The organism is Providencia sp. PROV150, from assembly GCF_028481025.1.
In the GTDB taxonomy this organism is placed as follows: Bacteria; Pseudomonadota; Gammaproteobacteria; order Enterobacterales; family Enterobacteriaceae; genus Providencia; species Providencia hangzhouensis.
Map to the genome: position 1 here is coordinate 1 of NZ_JAMPPJ010000010.1, position 20,433 is coordinate 20,433.

Annotated in this window: 11 protein-coding genes; 8 read left to right on the forward strand and 3 right to left on the reverse strand. The window is 37.6% G+C overall.

Features of this window, described 5'->3' with window-relative positions; genetic code table 11:
- Nucleotides 1-154 precede the first annotated feature (154 nt).
- Nucleotides 155-1,444, reverse strand: coding sequence for a glutamate-1-semialdehyde 2,1-aminomutase (gene hemL, locus PSE83_RS08315; protein WP_036958380.1), 1,290 nt, complete (start codon nucleotides 1,442-1,444; stop codon nucleotides 155-157).
- A 213-nt stretch (nucleotides 1,445-1,657) separates the two neighbouring features.
- Here hemL and erpA point away from each other — a divergent pair, with 213 nt between their 5' ends.
- Entirely contained in the window at nucleotides 1,658-2,002 is a 345-nt protein-coding gene (erpA, locus tag PSE83_RS08320; protein ID WP_004260480.1) for an iron-sulfur cluster insertion protein ErpA, read from the forward strand.
- 170 nt (nucleotides 2,003-2,172) lie between these two features.
- Here the strand turns inward: erpA and btuF are convergent, their stop codons facing one another.
- Together btuF and mtnN are read right to left on the reverse strand one after the other, a co-directional pair.
- The gene (gene btuF, locus PSE83_RS08325) at nucleotides 2,173-3,003 is read right to left on the reverse strand and encodes a vitamin B12 ABC transporter substrate-binding protein BtuF (RefSeq protein ID WP_227528908.1); all 831 of its coding nucleotides are present in this window, start codon (nucleotides 3,001-3,003) and stop codon (nucleotides 2,173-2,175) included.
- 68 nt (nucleotides 3,004-3,071) lie between these two features.
- Nucleotides 3,072-3,764, reverse strand: coding sequence for a 5'-methylthioadenosine/S-adenosylhomocysteine nucleosidase (mtnN, locus tag PSE83_RS08330; protein WP_096863277.1), 693 nt, complete (start codon nucleotides 3,762-3,764; stop codon nucleotides 3,072-3,074).
- Between the two features lie 257 nt (nucleotides 3,765-4,021).
- Between mtnN and dgt the strand changes: the two genes are divergently transcribed.
- From dgt to PSE83_RS08365, 7 genes are all read left to right on the forward strand, one after another.
- A complete protein-coding gene (gene dgt / locus PSE83_RS08335; RefSeq protein WP_164564759.1) occupies nucleotides 4,022-5,548 on the forward strand; it encodes a dGTPase in 1,527 nt (508 codons plus the stop codon).
- 176 nt (nucleotides 5,549-5,724) lie between these two features.
- The gene (gene rlmD, locus PSE83_RS08340; protein ID WP_272660799.1) at nucleotides 5,725-7,056 is read left to right on the forward strand and encodes a 23S rRNA (uracil(1939)-C(5))-methyltransferase RlmD; all 1,332 of its coding nucleotides are present in this window, start codon (nucleotides 5,725-5,727) and stop codon (nucleotides 7,054-7,056) included.
- Nucleotides 7,057-7,072: 16 nt separating this feature from the next.
- On the forward strand, nucleotides 7,073-9,304 hold the full coding sequence (gene relA / locus PSE83_RS08345) for a GTP diphosphokinase (protein WP_096863274.1): 2,232 nt from the start codon (nucleotides 7,073-7,075) through the stop codon (nucleotides 9,302-9,304).
- A gap of 407 nt (nucleotides 9,305-9,711) precedes the next feature.
- The gene (mazG, locus tag PSE83_RS08350) at nucleotides 9,712-10,506 is read left to right on the forward strand and encodes a nucleoside triphosphate pyrophosphohydrolase (protein ID WP_272660800.1); all 795 of its coding nucleotides are present in this window, start codon (nucleotides 9,712-9,714) and stop codon (nucleotides 10,504-10,506) included.
- A gap of 575 nt (nucleotides 10,507-11,081) precedes the next feature.
- Nucleotides 11,082-12,719, forward strand: coding sequence for a glutamine hydrolyzing CTP synthase (gene pyrG, locus PSE83_RS08355; protein ID WP_004260455.1), 1,638 nt, complete (start codon nucleotides 11,082-11,084; stop codon nucleotides 12,717-12,719).
- Nucleotides 12,720-12,784: 65 nt separating this feature from the next.
- Nucleotides 12,785-14,086: a phosphopyruvate hydratase gene (gene eno, locus PSE83_RS08360; protein ID WP_004260453.1), complete on the forward strand. Its 1,302-nt coding sequence runs from the start codon at nucleotides 12,785-12,787 to the stop codon at nucleotides 14,084-14,086.
- A 211-nt stretch (nucleotides 14,087-14,297) separates the two neighbouring features.
- On the forward strand, nucleotides 14,298-20,186 hold the full coding sequence (locus tag PSE83_RS08365) for a TcdA/TcdB pore-forming domain-containing protein (RefSeq protein ID WP_272660801.1): 5,889 nt from the start codon (nucleotides 14,298-14,300) through the stop codon (nucleotides 20,184-20,186).
- Nucleotides 20,187-20,433 lie beyond the last annotated feature (247 nt).

Here is a 20,433-nt window from a genome sequence, read left to right on the forward strand (position 1 = left end):
CGAATTGCTTATTTGAAAGGCTAATTATTTGAATACTAATTAGTTAGGGAATTGTGGTGTCGAACCTAGAGTTATCTATTCTTAACTATATCTTAACTATAAAAAAATAGAGGTGAAAATGGATAAAATTTCACCTCTATAACATCAATGTGAATTAATTCTCTTTAATTTTCATCAATGCAGTTTCTGTGGCTTTGATAGTTTTCTCAATGTCTTCATCGCTGTGGGCGATAGACATAAAGCCAGCTTCAAATGCAGAAGGCGCGAGGTAAATACCTTGCTCTAACATGTAATGGAAAAATTTCTTAAAGCGCTCAACGTCGCATTTCATCACATCTTGGTAGCAAGTTACGGTTGGGGCGTCGGTGAAGAAAATACCAAACATGCCACCGACGTGATTGATAACCATCGGAATACCTTGCTCTGCGGAAACACGTTTTAAACCACGAGCTAACTTTTCTGTTAATTCATTTAAACGTGAGTGGACTCCCGGCTGAGAGACTTCTTTTAAGCAAGCGAGGCCAGCAGCCATCGCGACAGGGTTACCAGATAAGGTCCCTGCTTGGTAAACAGGCCCAATTGGTGCTAGTTTTTCCATAATTTCAAGGCGGCCACCGAAGGCACCAACAGGCATACCACCACCGATGATTTTACCTAAACAGGTTAAATCAGGCTGAACATCGTAGTAATCTTGTGCTCCACCTAATGCGACGCGAAAGCCTGTCATGACTTCATCAATGATGAGTACGGCATGGAATTCATCACATAATGCACGTAAACCGGGTAAAAATTCAGCTGTTGGTGGTACGCAATTCATATTTCCAGCAACAGGTTCAACAATGACACATGCAATATCTTCTGGGTAATTTTCAAATGCTTGGCGGACTGAAGATAGGTCATTATAGGTACAAGTTAATGTGTGTTTTACAAAATCTTCAGGAACGCCAGGAGAGTTTGGTTCGCCCATAGTAAGCGCACCAGAACCCGCTTTGACTAATAAGCAATCTGCATGGCCATGATAGCAGCCTTCAAATTTGATGATTTTGTCACGGCCTGTGTAACCCCGAGCTAGGCGAATTGCGCTCATGGTCGCCTCAGTGCCTGAATTTACCATGCGTACCATATCCATAGAGGGGACTAGTTCACAAACTAATTCAGCCATTTCAACTTCAGCGGCAGTCGGAGCACCAAAACTTAATCCTTTATGAACCGCTTTGATCACGGCATCACGGATCACAGGATGGTTATGGCCTAAAACCATTGGTCCCCATGAGCCAACATAATCTACATAGGCTTTACCATCAACGTCATAAATATAAGCGCCATCCGCTTTTTCAATAAATAATGGGGTTCCACCAACACCATTAAAAGCACGAACAGGGGAGTTTACACCACCAGGAATTTGTTCTTTTGCTTGTGCGTAAAGTTTTTCAGATTGTGACATCGCAGGGCTCCAGAAAGAGGCTAAGAAAAAAATTGCTCTCATTCTAAAGCACCACACCAATTAAACCAAATGTTGATATGAAGATATGCACAATGTGTCTAATTGCATGACAGCACTTGAACCATTTAGTCAAGTGGCGGATAATTAGGTTAATTGATCTGAGTAGGTTTTAGCCTACACATGAATTTACCGGTCACCGGTTTGGAGTAAAAAATGAGTGATGATGCAGCTCTGCCTTTGCAATTTACTGATGCGGCAGCAATTAAAGTTAAAGATCTGGTCTCTGATGAGGACAACCCAAACCTGCGTCTGCGTGTTTATATCACTGGTGGCGGATGCAGCGGTTTCCAATATGGTTTCACATTTGATGACCAGATCAATGAAGGCGATATGACAATCGAGAAACAAGGTGTTGCTCTTGTCGTAGACCCAATGAGCCTACAATATTTAGTGGGTGGAAGTGTGGATTATACGGAAGGCTTAGAGGGTTCGCGTTTTATTGTCACCAATCCGAATGCTAAGTCTACTTGTGGGTGTGGTTCGTCTTTCAGCGTCTAATTTTCGTCATATTTCGAGCTGTGGCGGTGTTGGCTTCATTCAGCTACTCGGGTCACATACTAATGTATGCTCCCCGAGATATCTTCATTTGCCGCCTTGCCACACCTCGAACTATTTAGAAAATTTTTGTAATTTGTAATTTGTAATTTGTAATTTGTAATTTGTAATTCTCAATCAGATAATGCGTTTAACTGCTCGCACAGTTGTTCTGTCGCATTAACAATCCTTGGGCCTGCTCGGTGAAACCAATCTTCATTTAATCGGATAATTGGGACATTGAGCTGTGAGTGCCAAAATTTTTTCACTGTTTTTTCCTGTTCGGCTGAACCAGTCATAATAATTACATCTGGCTTGCGAGTGAGCACCTGCTCACGACTGACTTGAGGCCATTGAACAGCGCTATTAGCAAAAATATTTTCACTACCACAAAACTCTACGACATCATTTTGCAGCGTGTGGTTACCTGCGCTAAATAAAGGCTGAGTACCGAGTTGAATGAACACTTTCTTTGATTTTTTATTAGAAATTTTTTCTTTTTGATAAGGAGCGAGCCTAGAGCGCATTTTTTCAACATTTTGTTGTGCTATCTCTGGGGTTGGGCTGTATTGTGCTAATTCAATCACTGAGTTGATGACATCATCAATAGTTTGAGGATCGAAATAAATAATTGGAATACCTAGGCCTGCGAGTTGATCAAGAGGCCGCTGGGGGTTACCTCCTCGCCATGCGAGGATTAAATCAGGTTTAAGTGCGATAATACGTTCTACATTTAAACCTTGCCAATCAGAGACTTGTTCTAATTTTTTTGCTTGCTCTGGGTAATCGGAGTAAGCACTGACCGCAATTAAGCTATCTCCAAGCCCTGCTGCATAAGCAAGTTCAGTATTGGCCGGTGATAAACTAATAACGCGCTGCTTTGTTGCTCCTAGAGCAGAAAAGGCCACCAATAAAGCACATAATAAGGTGATAGTAAGGGAAAAATAATGCGTAATTCGTTTCATAACAAAATTCATCGTAGAATTAATTAAAAGGTATAACTAACAAATGGTTATACCTTTTTTGCAAATGATTAAGCGAGTTTAGCTAAAATTGCTGTGATCATCAGGGAAGATTGACGGGCAGCAACAGGTAAAAACTCATCAAAGCTCGTGTGGGATTCTTTATCTGCAACATCTGAAATGGCACGAACGACGACAAATGGAATGCCAAATTGGTGACATACTTGACCAATCGCGGTGGCTTCCATTTCTACTGCCGCAACTTGTGGGAACATCGCTTTGATGCGCGCCAGTGGCTCAGCACCATTAATAAAAGCATCACCGCTACAGACTAATCCACGAACAGCGTTCATATCCAATAACTTAATGCACTGCTCAGCAACTTCAATTAACTTAGTATCAGCAACGAAAGCTGGCGGACACTGTGCCATTTGGCCGGGTTCATAACCGAATGCGGTCACATCAGCATCATGGTAACGAACTTCTGTAGAAACCACGATATCGCCGACGTTTAAACGAGGGTCTAAACCACCTGCGGAGCCTGTGTTAATCACGACATCTGGTTGGCAATGCTCTAATAATAGTGTTGTACCGATTGCGGCTGCGACTTTACCAATACCTGATTTCAATAACGCAACGTCAACGCCATTAATTTTGCCTGTATAAATCTCACAACCAGCACGGTTAATAGTTTGGCAGTTTTCAATTTGTGAGCGCAAAATCGCCACTTCCTGTTCCATGGCACCAATTATTCCAACTTTCATTTTGTCTCCTTTTCCCTGCTCAATTTGCACTATTAATGTCAATATAGTGTCAATATTTTGACTAGGGACGATAATGTTTTATTGTGTTATTGCTGCATTCTTCGAGTGGGCTCGCAATTTTAATTGCAACAACTCGAATTTTGACAACGAAATTACAAAGATGCACGAAGTGTAACATTGAAAGGTGAGTCGTGAAGGTTTTTTCCTGTATTTAGGCTATATAATGAAACATCAATCGAAATAGGGAAGGTGGCAGAGTGGGTGAGATTAATTTTGTTAAGAAGCTAAACTTTCAGCGTAACTACATGAGCAGTGCGAAAAACCAAAAAATTTCACCTAAAGATGAAGATGCGGTTAATCGCTTATTTGAAAGTGATCGTGGGCGGATTATCAATTCAGCAGCCATTCGCCGCTTACAACAAAAAACACAAGTTTTCCCCTTAGAGCAAAACGCAGCAGTGCGTAGCCGATTAACTCACTCACTAGAGGTTCAGCAGGTTGGCCGTTACATCAGTAAAACGGTTTTAGGTGAATTAAAAAAGAAAAAATTACTGGAGCCCTATGGGCTAGATGAACGTTGTGATGCGTTTGAAAGCTTAGTCGAAATGGCTTGTTTAATGCATGATATCGGTAATCCACCATTTGGGCACTTTGGTGAGGCCGCAATTCAACGATGGTTTACCAAGTTACTGTCGCCAAGTTACTTATATACACCCAACTCCCCTGACCCATGCCAAATATCGGCATTACAGTTAACTGGAAATGAAAAGCAAGATTTATTCCGTCGTCAATTAAAGCAGGATTTATGCTCATTTGAAGGTAATGCGCAAGGGCTGCGCATGGCGCATCGATTACTCAAACTAAACTTAACCTATGCACAAATTGGTTCTATCTTAAAATATACGCGTGGAGCTTATGATTTGGAGCCAATTCCCCCTGAGTTTGATTATTTGATGAAAAAACCAGGCTATTATTGGTCAGAGGTGGACTTTGTCAGTGAGTTAACCAAAAAACTCGATATGGAGAAATACTGCCGTTTCCCTCTGTCCTATATTATGGAAGCGGCTGATGATATTTCATATTGTATTGCTGATTTAGATGATGCCGCGGAAAAAGGCATTTTTACTGTTGAGCAGTTGATTGAGTACTTAAAAGCAGAGTGGGGGGATATTGAACAAAATGATTTGTTCGATCAAACTGTCATGCGAGCTTTCAATAATATCAGTGACAACCACACAAGGCGTATTCAGCAAGATCAGTTCTTTATGTATTTGCGCGTGAATATTACAGGGAAGTTGTCTCATTACAGTGCACTGCAGTTTATTAAAAATCTGCCTGAAATTTATAATGGCACTTTTAACAGCGCTTTGTTAGAAGATAAAAGCCCAGAACATAGATTACTGAAAGTATTGAAAACAGTGGCTTTTAAACATGTATTTAACCACCATGAAGTTGAAGAGTTAGAGTTGCAAGGCTACCGAATTATCAGCGGGTTATTAGATTTTTATAGCCCATTACTGATGATGAATAGAAGGGATTTTGCTGAGCTCGTTGAAAAAAATTACCACAAGCACTTTTTCATTGAAACGAGATTGTTCCATAAATTATCTAATAAGCATCGCTTATCTTACACGGAAGCACTTGAGAAAATTTCTGCAACGAATGAAGCAGATAAATCTATTCTGGAGTTTTATTATCGAGCTCGTTTGATTCAAGACTATATTAGCGGTATGACAGACCACTATGCCTATGAAGAATATCGTAAATTTATGGTTAGTAACTAATATAATAATTGAATGGCATAATAAAAATGGAAAAGTAGTCAATCAAATGATAGGAAAAACAGGTATAATGGGACTGACCGTTTTTCTGGATTAATTAGCGAAAAAAAACAACGCATTAAAATTGAAAACTCGACAATCATGATTTTTATAACTTAATACTCTGTAGTGACTACTTTATGGCTCAATTTTACTCTCCTAATCGCCGTACCACTTCACGCCGTCAAATCACGGTTGTAGCTGATAGCCTCGATGCTGCAGGGCAAGGTGTTGCCCGTATCGAAGGAAAAACCATTTTTGTAACAGGTTTATTGCCTGGAGAAGAAGCACAAATTGAATTGACGGAAGAGAAGCGGCATTTTGCTAAAGGGAAGGTGACTAAACGCTTGAGCACGAGCCCACAAAGAGTAAAGCCTCGGTGCCGTTATTTTAATCAATGTGGGGGGTGTCAACAGCAACATGTTGACATTGTACTGCAAAGAGAAAGCAAAGCTCATGCCTTAGCTTACCTGATGCAGCGCGAAACATCGCTAGATATATCTGTTCCTACGGTGATTAGTGGTGAGCCATATGGTTACCGCCGTCGAGCTCGATTAGGGCTACAATATCAGCCTAAAAGTAAAAATGTCGTTATGGGGTTTCGTCAATCTCAATCTAACACATTGGTTGATATAAAAAATTGTCCTATCTTATCCCCAGATTTGGATATTTTATTAAAACCACTTTCTGAATGTATTAACCAGCTCAGTAATAAAGCGAAACTGGGGCATGTAGAACTTATTCGTGCAGACAATTGTAAAATTGTATTGATTCGCTACTTAACCCCTTTTTCGTTATCAGATACCCAAAAGTTAAGCGATTTTGAAAATCAGCACGGAGTGTCTATCTGGTTAGCGGGTAATGATGAAAACTTACAGGCTCTGTCACCAAATTCGCCACAACCTGAATATCAAGTTGCAGGGGAGTTACTAAAATTTAATCCGTTAAATTTTATTCAAGTGAACGGGCAAGTTAACCAGCAGATGGTAGAACAAGCTTTAGCATGGTTAGATCTAAACAGTGAAGATAGGGTATTAGATCTTTTTTGTGGAATGGGTAACTTTACGTTGCCAATTGCACGGTTAGTGAAATCCGTTGTGGGTGTTGAGGGTGTGGAAAATTTAGTCGAACAGGCACGAAACAATGCACAGCTCAATACTATTTGTAATGCGACATTCTATAATGAAAACTTAGAAGCCCAGATACACACACAACCTTGGGCGGTTCATGGCTTTAATAAAGTGTTATTAGACCCAGCTAGGGCTGGAGCCGCTGGCGTTATGGAACATTTAATTAAACTGATGCCAGAAAAAATTGTCTATGTTTCATGTAACCCCACAACATTGGCAAGAGATAGTAAAGTTTTACTTGATGGGGGCTATCAATTATTACAGTTGCGGATGCTAGACATGTTTCCGCAAACTAGCCATTTAGAGTCAATGGCGTTATTTATCCGTCGCCCAGAGGTTTAATAGGTAGGGAGAACATATGGTTGCAGTAAGAAGTGCGCATCTTACCCCAGCAGGTGAGTTTGCCCCAGAAAAGTGGGTTAACGGCCTGGGATTGAGTAATAAACAATCAGAAGAAAAGCTCATCCATACCTGGCAATATTGTCACGATAAATTAGCCGGACAAGAAATCGCCCCTCTGTTACTGTGGCGTGGTATTGAAATGACCGAGATCCTATCAACATTAAGTATGGATATCGGCAGCTTACAAGCGGCTTTGCTTTTCCCCTTAGTGGAAGAAGGGAAGTTAGAAGAACAAGAAGTTATTGATGAATTTGGCAAATCCATTCACGAACTTGTTAAAGGCGTGCTGGAAATGGATGCGATCCGCCAACTCAAAGCAACACAATCAAGCGAAACCAGCTCGACACAAGTCGATAATATTCGTCGTATGCTACTGTCAATGGTAGAGGATTTCCGCTGTGTTGTTATTAAGTTAGCGGAACGAATTGCTCATTTACGTGAAGTCAAAGATGCAACGGAAGATGAGCGCGTCTTAGCTGCAAAAGAGTGTTCAAATATTTATGCTCCTTTAGCAAATCGCCTAGGAATTGGGCAGTTAAAATGGGAGTTAGAAGACTTCTGTTTTCGTTATTTGCATCCCGATGAATATAAGAAAATTGCAAAGCTCCTCCATGAACGTCGTATTGACCGTGAAGAGTACATAGATACTTTCGTAACAACCTTACGTAAGTACATGTTAAAAGAGAATATTCAAGCAGATATCTATGGCCGACCTAAGCATATTTACAGTATTTGGCGTAAAATGCAGAAAAAATCATTGGCATTTGATGAACTGTTTGATGTGCGAGCGGTGCGTATTGTCGTTGAACGCTTGCAGGATTGTTATGCTGCATTAGGAATTGTTCATACCCATTTTCGCCACCTTCCTGATGAGTTTGATGACTATGTGGCGAATCCAAAGCCTAATGGTTATCAATCGATTCATACAGTGGTATTAGGGCCAAACGGCAAAACACTTGAAATTCAAATTCGTACTCGCCAAATGCATGAAGATGCAGAGCTGGGGGTTGCGGCGCATTGGAAATACAAAGAAGGCGCAACTGGCATTGGCAAAGGAAGTAGCTACGAAAACCGTATTGCGTGGTTACGTAAGCTGATTGCATGGCAAGAAGAAATGGCAGATTCTGGCGAAATGCTAGATGAAGTTCGTAGCCAAGTGTTTGATGACAGAGTGTATGTTTTTACCCCAAAAGGGGATGTGGTGGATTTGCCAGCAGGCTCGACGCCGCTTGATTTCGCTTATCACATTCACAGTGATGTCGGCCATCGTTGTATTGGTGCAAAAATAGGTGGGCGTATTGTTCCATTTAGCTATCAATTACAAATGGGTGACCAAATTGAAATTATCACTCAAAAGCACCCAAACCCAAGCCGTGACTGGTTAAATCCTAACTTAGGGTATGTAACAACCAGCCGTGGGCGAGCCAAAATCCAAAATTGGTTCCGTAAACAAGATAGAGACAAAAACATCCTCGCAGGGCGCCAAATTCTAGATAGCGAATTATCGCAGCTTGATATCAGCCTCCGAGAGGCCGAAAAACTGCTAATCGCGCGCTATAATGTTCACTCATTGGATGAAGTTTTAGCCGGAATTGGTGGTGGTGATATTCGTATCAACCAATTAGTGAATTTCCTGCAAAGCAAATTTAACAAAGCCACCGCAGAAGAAGAAGACCGCGCGGCAATGAAGACATTAGAAAGTAAGTCTTCACTCCCAAGAGCACCATCCCATGGTAGTGGTCGAGTGGTGGTTGAAGGGGTTGGTAACCTAATGCACCATATTGCACGTTGTTGCCAGCCAATTCCAGGGGATGAAATTGTCGGTTTTATCACGAAAGGACGAGGTATTTCTATTCACAGTGCGGATTGCGAACAATTAGCTGAGCTGCAAAGTCATGCGCCAGAACGTGTGATAGATGCAGTTTGGGGAGAAAACTATTCCAGTGGTTATTCTCTCGTGGTTAGAGTTGTCGCCAATGACCGTAGTGGTCTACTACGTGATATCACGACAATATTAGCTAATGAGAAGGTTAATGTGCTTGGCGTCAGTAGCCGCAGCGATGTGAAGCAGCAATTAGCAACGATAGATATGACAATTGAGCTGTATAATATTGAGGTGCTGAGCCGGGTGTTAGCAAAATTAAATCAGTTGCCGGATGTTATTGAGGCAAAACGCCATTCCCAGTGATTTTCTTCATATTTTGAGTTGTAGGGGTGTTGGCTACACTTAGCTACTCGGGTCACATACTTATGTATGCTCCCCGAGATATCTTCGCTTGCCGCCTACCTACATCTCAAACTATTTTGAAAATCAGTACTGTCATATTGTCAGTGGTTTTCTTCATATTTTGAGTTGTAGCGTTGTTGGCTGCGCGCGCTCATCTTAGTCACATACTGATGTATGCTCCTAGGGGCTCGTTTACTTGCCGCCTAGCTGCAATTCAAACTATTTTGAAAATAATTTTTTGCAAATATTCAATAATCTTTTCTTTGTTTTTTCTTTTGTTGGGAAAAATTTGTTGATTTGCCTTTATATCTGGTAAGTTTGAGATAAAGATGACAATTAGAAACAAAAGAAAATCAAAGGTTAATACAATGAGTCAGGAAAAACCCGAAATCGAACGCTTATTATCCATTATGGCACAGCTGCGTGACCCACAAACAGGTTGCCCATGGGATAAAGTACAGACATTTAAAACTATTGCACCTTATACACTTGAGGAAACCTATGAAGTGCTTGATGCGATAGAACGTGAAGATTTTAACGACTTAAAAGGTGAGCTGGGCGACTTATTGTTCCAAGTGATTTTCTATGCGCAAATGGCGAATGAAAAATCATTGTTTGATTTTAATGATATTTGCCAAGCAGTGAGCGATAAGCTTGAACATCGTCACCCACATATTTTTGATACAAATAACACATTGAGCAGCTCGGAAGTGATTGAGGGGTGGGAAAAACGAAAAGCAAAAGAGCGAGCTGAAAAATCGCAGTTTTCTGTGCTAGATGATATCCCGAATTCGCTCCCAGCACTAATGAAAGCCTATAAAATTCAAAAGCGTTGTGCTTCGGTCGGTTTTGACTGGGATACGTTAGGCCCTGTTGTGGGTAAGGTTCATGAAGAACTTGAAGAGGTGATGGAAGAAGCCACACAGGTGGTTGTTGACCAAACTCACCTAGAAGAAGAAATCGGCGATTTATTGTTTGCCGTAGTGAATTTATCTCGCCATTTAGGTCATAAACCTGAAATAGCGTTGCAAAAAGCTTGCAACAAATTTGAAGGCCGTTTTCGTCAAATCGAAAAAAGCCTAGCGGAAAGTGGCAAAACGACAGAAAGTGCTACACTTGATGAGATGGAAGGGCTTTGGCAGCAGGTTAAGAGTCAAGAATAAAATGGTTCGTCATATTTCGCACTATAGCGTTGTTGGCTGCGTTCGGCTACTCAGGTCACATAACTGGTGTATGCTCCCTGAGATATCCTCTCTTGCCGCCTAGCTGTAGCACGAACTATCTAGAGCATTAATTATATATAGAACGAAGCATCTACAGAAAAATTCGATATGTTCGATATGGTTGGTTTGTTCTAAAATCACCTCATGCAATGGCTCCAAACAAAGCTTCAAAAATAATATGGAGGTTGAAGTTTTCGAGTGTTAAATGTGGAGAGTTAGAGTAAATAGTTATTCAAAATCAAAGTTAGTGCAGAATCGCATTTTTTACACCATACAATGAGCTGAAAGGATTTAGCTTTTGTGTTTGAACTGTGTTAATCTATAAAAATAGATAAAGATGACTAATTTTGAAGCGATAAATATTTTTCGCTTTTAACTTGCTGATAATATTAGAGTATTGATGAAATTTAGCCTTATTATGCTTAGAACATTTGTAGCGAAATTAAGGTTCGGGTATACTGTTTTCCCGTCCTGTTATATCCATCATCTTTTAAACCTAAACTTTCAGGTTCAGCATGAAAACTAATTATATTTTTGTGACCGGCGGGGTCGTATCCTCACTGGGTAAAGGCATTGCCGCAGCCTCTTTGGCGGCTATACTCGAAGCCCGTGGACTCAATGTGACTATTATGAAACTGGATCCCTACATTAACGTAGATCCAGGCACTATGAGCCCAACCCAACACGGGGAAGTTTTCGTTACAGAAGACGGCGCTGAAACTGACTTAGATTTAGGTCACTATGAGCGTTTCATCCGTACTAAAATGACACGTCGTAATAACTTTACGACTGGGCGTGTTTACTCTGAAGTTCTGCGCAAAGAGCGCCGTGGCGACTATTTAGGCGCTACAATTCAAGTTATCCCTCATATCACTAATGAAATTAAAGACCGCATCATCCGTGGTGGTGAAGGTCATGACGTTGTTTTGGTTGAAGTTGGTGGTACAGTTGGTGATATCGAATCATTGCCATTCCTTGAAGCGATTCGTCAAATGGCAGCTGAAGTTGGCCGTGAACGCACATTATATTTGCACTTAACATTAGTGCCATACCTTGCAGCGGCTGGTGAAGTAAAAACTAAGCCAACTCAACATTCTGTGAAAGAATTACTGTCAATTGGTATTCAACCAGATGTGCTAATTTGTCGTTCAGACAGAGTGATCCCAGCAAATGAACGTGCAAAAATCGCATTGTTCTGTAATGTGCCAGAGAAAGCGGTTATCTCTCTCAAAGACGTTGATTCAATTTATAAAATCCCAGCCTTATTGAAATCACAAGGTTTGGATGAATACATCTGTAACCGTTTCCGCATTGATGCGCCAGAAGCTAATTTAGCTGAGTGGGAACAAGTTATTTACGAAGAAGCCAATCCCGCTGGTGAAGTGACTATTGGGATGGTGGGTAAATATGTTGAGTTACCAGATGCGTATAAATCTGTAATTGAAGCATTAAAACACGGTGGCTTGAAAAACCGTTTAACTGTGAACATCAAATTAATTGATTCACAAGATATTGAAACTCGAGGTGTTGAGTTACTAAAAGGTTTAGATGCTATTTTAGTACCAGGCGGCTTTGGCGAGCGTGGTGTTGAAGGGAAAATTCTGACCGCTCAATATGCACGTGAAAACAAGATCCCTTACTTAGGAATTTGTTTGGGTATGCAAGTCGCATTGATTGAATTTGCACGTAATGTTGCCAATATGGCAGATGCAAACTCAACAGAATTTAAAGCGGATTGTAAATTCCCTGTTGTTGCGCTGATTACTGAATGGCGCGACGAAGAGGGTAACCTTGAAGTACGTTCAGAAGAGAGCGATCTTGGTGGAACAATGCGTGTTGGTGGCCAACCATGTCATTTAGTGAATGGTAGCCTTGTACGTGAAATGTATGGTTCAGAAACTATCATTGAACGTCACCGCCACCGTTATGAGGTGAATAATTTACTACTGAAACGTATTGAAGATGCGGGCCTAAAAATTGCAGGCCGTTCAGTGGATAATAAGCTGGTGGAAATTATTGAAAACCCTAATCATCCATGGTTTGTGGCTTGTCAGTTCCACCCAGAGTTCACCTCTACACCAAGAGATGGTCATCCGTTGTTTGCAGGTTTTGTTAAAGCCGCTGGTAAGTACCAGAAAGGTGAGTTGAAATAAGATATGGGGAAGTCGGCGCAGGTGCACCAACTTCCCAAAATTTAACTTGTACTGAGGAAAACCTAATGTCCAAAATTGTTAAAGTGATCGGTCGTGAAATCATTGACTCTCGTGGTAACCCAACTGTAGAAGCTGAAGTTCATTTAGAAGGTGGCTTTGTTGGTTTAGCTGCGGCACCATCAGGTGCGTCAACAGGTTCTCGTGAAGCTCTGGAACTGCGTGACGGTGATAAAGCGCGTTTTCTGGGTAAAGGTGTTCTGAAAGCAGTTGCTGCAGTTAATGGCCCAATCGCAGAAGCGCTGATCGGTAAAGATGCTAAAGACCAAGCTAACATCGATAAAATCATGATTGATCTCGATGGCACTGAGAACAAATCTAAATTTGGTGCAAACGCAATTCTCGCTGTATCTTTAGCAAATGCTAAAGCAGCAGCAGCGGCGAAAGGTATGCCTCTGTATGAGCACATTTCTGACTTGAATGGTACTCACGGTCAATACTCTATGCCTCTGCCGATGATGAATATCATCAATGGTGGTGAGCATGCTGATAACAACGTTGATATCCAAGAATTCATGATCCAGCCTGTTGGCGCACCAACGTTGAAAGAAGCGGTTCGTATGGGCTCTGAAATCTTCCATCACCTAGCAAAAGTACTGAAATCTAAAGGTATGAATACAGCTGTAGGTGATGAAGGTGGTTATGCGCCTAACTTAGAGTCAAACGCAGCGGCATTAGCAGCAATTAAAGAAGCTGTTGAGCAAGCAGGTTATGTGTTAGGTAAAGACGTAACACTGGCTATGGACTGTGCAGCATCTGAGTTCTATAACGCAGAAACCGGTAATTATGAGCTGAAAGGCGAAGGCAAAACCTTCACTTCACAAGAGTTCACACATTATTTAGAAGAACTGACTAAACAGTACCCAATCGTATCTATCGAAGATGGTCTGAACGAGTCTGACTGGGATGGTTTCGCATACCAAACTAAAGTTCTTGGTGACAAAATCCAACTGGTTGGTGATGACCTGTTTGTAACTAATACTAAGATCCTAAAAGAAGGTATCGATAAAGGTATAGCTAACTCTATCCTGATCAAATTCAACCAAATCGGTTCTTTAACTGAAACTTTGGCTGCAATTAAAATGGCGAAAGATGCAGGCTATACAGCTGTTATCTCTCACCGTTCAGGTGAAACTGAAGATGCAACTATTGCAGATTTAGCAGTTGGTACAGCAGCAGGCCAAATCAAAACAGGTTCTATGAGCCGTTCTGACCGTGTTGCTAAATATAACCAATTGATTCGTATTGAAGAAGCATTAGGTAAAAATGCACCATTCAATGGCTTAAAAGAAGTTAAAGGCCAAGCATAATTATTTATTGCTTAGCAAGTTAATGAATAGGGAAGCTTAGGCTTCCCTTTTTTTGGGGTATTTATTGTATTAATGCAACAAATATAATTGAGTTTTTTTATAAAATTCAATCTGAATTTGTTTTTTGATTATGGTACTAAAGGAGATATTAATTTACAGTCATTATTCATTTTAGATAAATAATTAATTTTTATTCAAAGGAATGAATGCAATGACAGTAAAAAAATATACAGAAGTAATTGAAAAAATAAATGAAATCATCAATAAATATACGCTAGATACAAGCGAGTTAATTAAAATTGGCTCAACGGCAGAAAAAGGAGATATAACATTAACTAAATATGATAACTCACGATATGATATTAGTTATTATGATAGCGAGCAGCCTGATCCGTTTGTAATTAAAAGTTATTTACTCAATAATAATAATTATGATGCAACTCATTTATATCCCTCCTATGTAGATATTCCTAAAAAACCATCAGATACGTTTCTCTTATTTACAGGTACTTTAAATAAAAATTCTATTATAGTTACCAATCATGATAAAGATCATTATCGAGTCTATAATGATTGCAGAATGAATAGTTCAATTTTATATGATGATGTTGTTATGTCTGCTGATTATCAAGATTATAAAATAAAAAATGGTACAAATGGTAATGCGACAGCATATATGCAGTTTGTAAATAATGATTGGCAATTAGTCTTACAAAAACAAGAGGTTAAAGATTTTAAGGGTGAAAGGAAATCATTTGCAATAGAAGGGGAAAATAGAATATTAAAATATATTCCTAATAATAAAATGGATAGTATAAATAAAAATAAATTTGAAAACACTCGGGAAAATACACATGTCAAAATATTGTCTATAGCAAAGAAATTCAATTGCTTATATGTGGATGAGAAAGGTAATAATATATTTGAAACGGAACGAAAATTAGATAGCGCTAAAGCATGGCATGAGTTTATTACATCTATAAGTATAAAAATAAATAATCATGTAAAAATGTTAAAAAGTTTCCAAGAAGTATGGCAGAAACAACTTCAGGAACTAAATGGGAAAATAAATAAAACAATAGATGATAAAGTTAAAATAAAATCTTTAACACGAAAATTAGCACAAAGTGATATTCAAATTAGTCTTTATTATAATCATTATAATAGAATACTGTCTGAAGGGAACCAAATAGAAAGAAGTAAGTTATGGTGGGAAATAAAAAAAAGTAAAGGTATGAACGCTGTTGTTAAAAATGAAGAACAATCAATATATGGCGGTATTAATGAATATAAGCAAACAATCAATGAGCGATATGAAAATTTAGTTTTTGTTCATAAAAATTCTAATAAACCTTCATTTAGAAATAGTTTTAGTGAGGGAATGGACGGTTTTTCAGAAGTTAATATATCAGGATTAAAGAAGAATATGACGTCAATAGAACTGAAAAAATTATATTTGACTCAAGACCTTAGTCCTACAGAACGAGGGGCTTTATATCAAAGAATTAATAATGTAGGTCATGCCGAATATATAAAATATATTTTGAATGAAACAGGAAAAGTTAGTGAATTATTTTATTCATTAAATAGCCAAATTAATCGATTAATGCCACAAGATTTTTATTTAACCCTGATAGGGGATGATTCTCGAGGGCGTTGTTGTCCTTTGGTTAGAGCTATGTCAGTTGCATTAGCAAAAGATGATCAAAAAGGCGCGGATACTTTATTTAATAAACTTTATATAGCATCAGCGAATCCTAAAGATAATGATTCAATATTAATAAAAACGGCATTGGAGCGATTACATTCGAATGTGGAAGCAATAGAGGCATCATTTTCTCATGGTAGAATTAATATCAAAGAAACACAGAGTTTATTAGAGGCGCAGCAAAAAACAATGATGTTTGCTATTAATAGTCAAAATCACTCGATGCTTATTGGTAAAACTATAAATGATAAAAAATTACACTATTATTTTTATGATCCTAACTTCGGTTTGTTTTCGTTTAATAATAGTAAAGAACTATTTTCAGCATTTAAAAAATTTATGGTAGATAACAAAATGGCTGATTTTTACTCAGCCTTTGGGAGCAATAAAGATCCGGTTTTTGAAGTGATTTCGATTATTACCGATGATATGTCGAGTGTTCCTGTGGGGAATGGGTTAAGTGTAACTCATTTAAGTGAGCCTATTTCACTGAGTTTAATTACTAAACGTGAGAGTAAAACTAGTTGTATTGTTAATAAACAACTTGCTATTCAAAGAGACATTCAATTGAAAGGAGCATTGGCTATGTTAGAAGCAGAACAATGGGGATACCGTTTAGAAACTTCTCTTGCCAATTTATCAATGAACTATCAATTTAATAGAAAATGGGTGCCTATATTTTCTACACTGAAAGAGGATGAGAAAGGTAAGTATCAACTTCAATTTATAGATTATGATGATCCTGAAAAAAGTCATTGGATTGAAATGGATGATCCGACAATTAAAGAATTTAATCATTACTATGAAAAGCAAGTAGCATTATTTGGGGAAAATTATTTTTTCGATGGTAAAAAAATAAAGCCCCAAAAATATATAGATAATAACAGTGAATATAATATCAATGAGCCATCATTCGATGGATTAAATGCAGGAATAGCGATTCAGTCTTTGATGCTATGGTATTCAGATAAAAACCATAATAGAAACGGCATGAAAAATGATAATTTTAACTTAGCATTAGCATTGAAAATACATAGTTATATTAATTATGGGATGATATTTCATGGGGCTCTGAATGATTTAGGTAAAATTGTGGGTATAATTCGTAGTGGGTTAAATGGAAATATTAGCTATGAAGCTAAAAATATTAGTCTGTTTTCTACTTCATTAGCTCAAACAGTAAATGAAGGTGTTACTGTTTTATTTAATGGTGCCTTAGTCGGCTTTGATATATATGAATTGACCTATGCAAAAGATGAACCTCATAAGATTATATTTAGTACACAACTTGCTTTTGATTCTGCGAGTTTTGTCACAGGAGGACTCAGTTTAGGAACCGGTGCTTTAGGAGTAACGGAAGCTTCAGTATTTATGGGGGGAGCAGGGGTTATTTTTGCAGGGTTAAGTATTGGTTTCACTGGTTTGGCGCGTAATTATGCAGTGATAGGAGAAGATGCTAAATCGGTAGGTAGATATTTTTATCAGTTAGACCAAGCATATAAAAATAACGGATATGATTACTTACCTGATAAAAGCATTGTTCTCCCGCGCGCTGGTGCAGTTTTTAAAACAATAGATCTTAGAAATAACCAAATTGAATTTGATAGCCAGTATATCTATAGGACTAGCGCACATTCTGCAGGAGGTGGACGGAAAAATTATATTTTTTGGGCGGGTAATTTCCCTACAATGGTACATGACCGTCAACAGGCAATTAATATTCGTAAAGGTATCGGATATAACATGAGTAGCCGACAGTATGGCTATTTAGATGCACAAATAATTGCCTTACCTATCACGCCAAAATCGTATATTAAATATGATTACAATTTATGGCCAGGAGCAACAACACGTCATGATAGTGGGTTTGATGTTATTCGTCGTTTAGAAAATACAGATAAATTTGATTATGACTTTTATATATTTCCAAGTGAAAATACTATCACTCAGATATTCAATGAATATGTAGATACAGAAATCGAAATAAAGTTAAATAATCAGTATAGACATTTGGTTATTCCAAAAATACCCAATGAATGGCATGGGAAAATTAAATATTCGATAAGAGGAAATGGTGGGGTATATAAACTTAGCCCACAAATAGGTGCAGAAATAGAGTTGATAGATGATTCTAATAAGGTATCGCCTTCTCATTGGATAATTAGTAGTGAACTATTAAATAAAAATGACATTATCGTTAAGTCTGAATGTATAGATTTTGGTGGAGTAAAAATAAAATTAGGCCCATCAGTGTCAAAAAAAGACTTTTTATATATCAATAATAATAATGAAACCTATAAAATAGATTTTTTAAAGTTAAGTATAAATTTAATTAGCGAAGATGGAAATAAGTGGGTCGGCCATAAGGAAGATTTATCTAATCATTTAAATAAATTAAATGAACAACATAAAATTATGGGGCAGTACATATTAATTGAAAATTATCAGTTTGGGAATGTTAATGTAGGCCGAGCATTTTATCAGGTTTCTACAGGGAGATATATTTTCACTGACTCATCGGAACAATATACTAAAAATGCTGATCTATTTTCTCCATTAGGGACGGGGGCATGTTTTTATTCAAAAGATAATAATATATTGTGGTTAGTTGATAAGGATAATAAAGTCCAATATATGTATATTATTAATAATAATGCTCAGCGGAATTTTGAATTAACTAAGTTATGGGTTAGTAATGAAAATATTTATTTCTCATGTCGTTATCCTAGTGAAGGAGTTCATGAAGTCGCAAATTATATGATAAATGGAAATGAAATTATATTAGTTAGTGTTTCTATTGATGAGCTGACTCATTATCAGTTATTTGAAGAAAAATCGGTCATACCTAAGGATATTTCAGATGTGATTTTTGGTAAGTATTTATTGTTAATTGATAAAGTAAAAGATAAAAAAACAATATATAGTAAAAGTGTGAAGTTGGCTGATATCATCCAAATATCAGGAATTGATAAAAATAATAATATATATCATTATTGGTTAAGGGAAAAAGACGGTGTTATTATAAGGCCAACGGTTACTTCATATAAGCTTGCTCTCGATAGCAAAGAATTATTTGAGCCTAAAGATTTAATATTTGTTGGCTTTTTATTAAATAATAATGGGCAAGAAGTATTCTTTTTTTATAGTTATAAAGAAAAGTTAATATATCGACAAGTCGGAGAGAATCCAAATTTCTTTCAAATAGAAAAGCAAGGGATCAAGGAAATAAATATCGAAGATATTGAGAGTGTTATATTTAGTCAAAGTAAAATTTTAATTACTAATAATAATGGTATTGTGAGTCAAGTTAACGCTCAAGGTAATATTCAACCTGTGGCACTAAATAAAAAGTGGTTTGATTTACATCCAACAAGATGGTGGGAAGAATTTGGTAAATTAGAGTCAAATCAAGGAGTATATGCTTTACTTGGATTAAAAATGAGTCATAATCAAGCTATTATTCCCGCTTGGTATGAAAATAAAAGTATTGTTATTGCATACCAATTATCATCACTGAATACATTGCAATATTTAGGAATAGACGAGTACCGTTCAGCAGCAATTATTTTTGATATGGAAAATAAGAAACTTTATTGGCAACCAATTGTAAATGAAACTGCTTTAGTTAAAGCTTTTGATAAAAATAATTTAAAAAATACTTTATCACTACCTTCAATGTATGAGATATACCCAAATATTAAATTTGATACAGTTAAAAAATTAAAAAATGGATTGTTAATGTATACAACTAATGATGAGATTTTATATTATAGTAAGGGAGAGAATAATTTAGATGGTAATAAAGAGGGATTCTCATCATCTTTATTAATTAACGGTGGAAATTCAAGGGATATAATTAACCCACCAGTTATCAATAATGTAAAAAATATTGTATTAAGTGCGGGAGATAAAGAAGATAGTTATGTTATTTCTAGAGCAGCGTGGCTACATTATCAAGCAATTATCATTGATAATAATGCGAGCGATCGTTTGACAGATACACTTGTTTTACCTGTTGACGATATGAACTCGCTAGCTGTTAATCGCCTAGGAGATGACCTTATCCTGACGGATATAAATACAAATAGCATACTTATTATTAGGCGTATATTTTCTGCTAATGCTCAAGGATATGAACACCTTCAATTGCGATTTTTAAATTCTAACGAAGATATTAGGGTAAAAACTATTGTAGATAGTTATTTGTTGACTGATGGGCTTATGGTTACTAATACACCGAATGAGTCTGATGAAGAAATACTGTTGGCTCATGACAATCAGTTAGCACAGCTTTCATCAATGACATCATCATTAAACCATCGTGAAAGCATGTCTAGACATCAGGATATAATACAGCCTTCGTTGGTTACTGGACCTGTTTTAGTGGGATAAAGCAGGTATGAATTAGTTAAGCTAGCCGGAGTTTAACTAGCTAGCTTAATTAGTTGTCTAGTTTCATTGGTTGATATTTTAATTTAAGTTTGTTTTTTATTCATAAACATTATTTATTTTGCTTTGGGTGGAATTAACTACTGACTGGTGCGTTGGCGTATTAGCGCAATTATTCTGTCAATTGAAACTGTTAATTTATGCGATTATTTGCCTACAAAATAGAACATTTCTCGGTAGAGATATTAAA

Coding starts and splice junctions, on each gene's coding strand:
- hemL (WP_036958380.1), bottom strand. CDS start 1,444: ATGTCACAATCTGAAAAACTTTACGCACAAGCAAAAGAACAAATTCCT.
- erpA (WP_004260480.1), top strand. CDS start 1,658: ATGAGTGATGATGCAGCTCTGCCTTTGCAATTTACTGATGCGGCAGCA.
- btuF (WP_227528908.1), bottom strand. CDS start 3,003: ATGAAACGAATTACGCATTATTTTTCCCTTACTATCACCTTATTATGT.
- mtnN (WP_096863277.1), bottom strand. CDS start 3,764: ATGAAAGTTGGAATAATTGGTGCCATGGAACAGGAAGTGGCGATTTTG.
- rlmD (WP_272660799.1), top strand. CDS start 5,725: ATGGCTCAATTTTACTCTCCTAATCGCCGTACCACTTCACGCCGTCAA.
- relA (WP_096863274.1), top strand. CDS start 7,073: ATGGTTGCAGTAAGAAGTGCGCATCTTACCCCAGCAGGTGAGTTTGCC.
- mazG (WP_272660800.1), top strand. CDS start 9,712: ATGAGTCAGGAAAAACCCGAAATCGAACGCTTATTATCCATTATGGCA.
- pyrG (WP_004260455.1), top strand. CDS start 11,082: ATGAAAACTAATTATATTTTTGTGACCGGCGGGGTCGTATCCTCACTG.
- eno (WP_004260453.1), top strand. CDS start 12,785: ATGTCCAAAATTGTTAAAGTGATCGGTCGTGAAATCATTGACTCTCGT.
- PSE83_RS08365 (WP_272660801.1), top strand. CDS start 14,298: ATGACAGTAAAAAAATATACAGAAGTAATTGAAAAAATAAATGAAATC.